This window comes from Inquilinus sp. (assembly GCF_057815775.1).
Genome location: NZ_JBYRFX010000359.1, coordinates 1 through 2,919, shown reverse-complemented (window position 1 = coordinate 2,919; position 2,919 = coordinate 1). Strand labels below are relative to the sequence as shown.

4 protein-coding genes and 1 tRNA gene are annotated in these 2,919 nt (G+C 67.1%); all 5 read right to left on the bottom strand.

From position 1 onward, the window contains the following. Positions 1-169: 169 nt before the first annotated feature. Entirely contained in the window at positions 170-622 is a 453-nt protein-coding gene (locus AC3XYG_RS12950) for a MarR family winged helix-turn-helix transcriptional regulator (protein WP_489140250.1), read from the bottom strand. Between the two features lie 237 nt (positions 623-859). After that, positions 860-946 (bottom strand) — tRNA-OTHER (locus tag AC3XYG_RS12945). Between the two features lie 489 nt (positions 947-1,435). Continuing rightward, a complete protein-coding gene (locus AC3XYG_RS12940) occupies positions 1,436-1,915 on the bottom strand; it encodes a VOC family protein (RefSeq protein ID WP_489140249.1) in 480 nt (159 codons plus the stop codon). Positions 1,916-2,007: 92 nt separating this feature from the next. Continuing rightward, positions 2,008-2,544, bottom strand: a complete 537-nt coding sequence (locus AC3XYG_RS12935; RefSeq protein ID WP_489140248.1) for a MotE family protein — start codon at positions 2,542-2,544, stop codon at positions 2,008-2,010. Further along, positions 2,544-2,919: FliM/FliN family flagellar motor switch protein (locus tag AC3XYG_RS12930; protein ID WP_489140247.1), on the bottom strand; the 376-nt coding region annotated here is incomplete at its 5' end. The genes AC3XYG_RS12930 and AC3XYG_RS12935, both read right to left, overlap by 1 nt.

The following is a 2,919-nucleotide window of genomic DNA, read 5'->3' as shown; positions in this document are numbered from 1 at the left end:
CGGCTGCGCGCCACGACGTCTTCGATCGGATGGATGCAGGTCAAGCCGGCAAGGCCCTTCTGCAGGTCGACGACGATCAGCGCCGTGTTCGGGTCGATGGTGGTCAGCGGCATGGCATCTTCCTCTCGACAACGTCCGTGGTCGGCCTGAACCGCGCGCCGCGGGGGGCTCATTCGTCGACAAGACGCCTGAGCAGCACGACCGCCGCGGCAAGCTCGTCCTGTTCCTGGGGCGAAAGCCGCTCCTGGATCGTCCGGGACAGCCAGTCCTGCCGCGCGGCGCGGCCCTCCCGAAGCCAGTCCCGGCAGGCATCGGTGAGCGACAGGATGGTCTGCCGCCCGTCTGCCGGGTCCGGCGCGCCGTTCACCAGGCCGGCGCTCTCCAGCGCGGCGACGATGGGGGCCATCGACTGCGGGCGCATCCCCTCGGCCCGGGCCAGGCTCGATGTCGTCGCCGCGCCATCCTTCTCCAGGCGCAGCAGCACCGATGTCTGCGACGGCGTCAGGTCGGCCCCATGCGCCAGCCCCCGCAACCGCCGCTTCAGCTTGCCGGCGATCGCACGAATATCCTGCGCCAAGGTCGCGGCGCGGGTGGGCTGTGGATCATCCGGCGGGTTGCTCATGCCGAAATCATGGAGATAGAAAGGTAAACTGTAAAGATAATCTGTTCTCTTTCCGACAGAAGTGAGGGTAAGCCTCGGCAATCCCGCCACGGACGATGTGCCTCCGATGTCCGCAAATCGCATCCGAGCAGACGGCTATCCGCGATCGATAAGGGTCGAGGGCGGCCAACGATGGCTTTCGTTTCAAGGCCAGCCAGCCGACCACGGTCAAAGACTGGTCGCCGAAATACAAAGATACGCCGATGGCGGGAGTCGAACCCACACCCCCGAGGAAGCCTCAGGAGGAACGCTGTGGCGCTGTGTCTACCGTTCCACCACACCGGCGCCGCAAGCCTACCGTCAAGGGCGACCGGATTCCACTCGTTCGGCCAAGGGGCCGGAATCGACCCTTTGCTGCCACTGCTAACTGTAGGAACATCGGGTGAACGGCAACCGGAGGGTATGATGTCCAGGGCTGAGCAGGTCGAGGCGGCGCGACCACATCTGATCGCAGATGTGACGCTATACGAGACCTCAGCCGGTGGCAGGCAGCATTCGATATCTTCCGGTTGGGGATGCCCATGCACAGTGTCAAAAGCCCATCCGATCACTGGATGGGACGCATTTCCCCAGCTTGCTGGCAGCACCATGAACCCTGGCGAACGTCGGCGGCTGGGACTCGTCTTTATGACGGAAGACGGCGCCCAAGTGATGCGACAGGCGGGGAGGTTCTACTTATGGGAGGGTAAAGTCATCGGCGAAGCGTTTGTCATCGAATGAATGCGCTCGACGGCCGCTTTTCGCCCCTTGCAGACATGGAGCCATCACGATGCCCTATGTCGGTGCAGACGCTCCATTGAGCGCCTGCCACTTGCTGAGCGGCATGACGCCGTGCTCTGGACGAGGCTCGTCCGCAAGCAGCGCGATGAATTCCAGCGAATGGCCGTCCGGATCGTCGAAGAAAACACTGGCGGCGGGCATCCAGGAGAACACGATCGGCTCGTGGGCGGGCAGATCGAATGCCGGTTTCGGCTCGATCCCGGCCTGGCGGAGGGCTGCGATCGAGCGGCTCAGATCGTCCAGGTCCACCCTGAAGGAAAGATGCAGCCTGAGGCGGAGGGGTGACGAGTGGATCGACCAGAGTCCCAGCATGCTCCGCTCCCGGGCGCCGACCCAAAAGAACGCGGCGTGCCGGGCCGGCACCCGGTGTGCCAGTTCGAGGCCGAGCACGTCCCGATAGAACACGATGGAGCGTTCAAGATCGCTCACGGTCAGGTGCGTCTCATAAAGGGCCTGGATGGGAACGACACTCACGGCTGTACCCCTGCTGGTGACGACTTAGGCCGATCTTCGCGCGGTGCATGGATCCGGGGAAGAGGTCCAGCGTCGCCCCAACCTCCGTCGTCTCAGGAGGGCGGCACCTGGTGGCGTTCCAGGACCAGCCGGGTGACCTCCTGGGCCTTGAGCGGCGTCATCGCCCCCAGGATCGGGGCCGAGCGCCGTTCGGTCATCTCGTCGAAGATCGCCACCACCGTGGCCGGCTCCATCTCGTCCATGATCCGGGCGGCGTCGCGGGCCCGCATCGCGGCATAGGTCGCGCCCATCCGCTTGAGGTCGGCCTCCAGCAGCGTGGATTGCTGCGCCAGTTGGCCCTCGATCTCGCGCTTGATCAGCGCCAACCGGTCGACCTCGTGCCGGATTCGGGCCTCGGCCACGGCCAGCAGCGCCTCGCGCTCCGCCAACTGGGCCTGGCGCTGTTCCAGGTCACGGCGTTCGGCATCGATCGCAACCAGCAATTCGGACGGCATGTGTGCGGCCACCGGAGTTGGTGCAGCGGGAGGGGAAGCGGGAGCCGCCTCCTGGCCATGCGCCACCAGGGCGGCCGAGGCGCCGCCCAGCCCGGCCACGACCGCAAGGGCCGCGAACAGGTGGTGCCGGCGCATCAGCGCCCCTCGCCATCGCCGGACGGGGCGGCCGCCGGATCCGCGGCCAATTGCTGGATCCGGACGGCGCGGACGCCGCGGCTGTGGCCGATCGCGCCGCGGAACAGCACCCGGTCGCCGGCGACCAGGCTGGCCTGGTCGGCATCGCCCGCTGGCAGCGGGATGGTGTCACCGGGCTTCCAGGACAGGATCTCGGCCGGGGTCGCCGTCGCCGTGCCGAACACCGCCATGGCCGGCAGTTCGACCTGGCGGAGCGCGTCCTGGAACCCGGCCGCCCAGGCGGCGTCGGCATCGCCGCGGCGCTGCCGCGCCCAGGCATCGCGCAGCACCGCCAGCGACGGCAGCGGCAGCACGATCTGCAATTGCCCGGTGCGG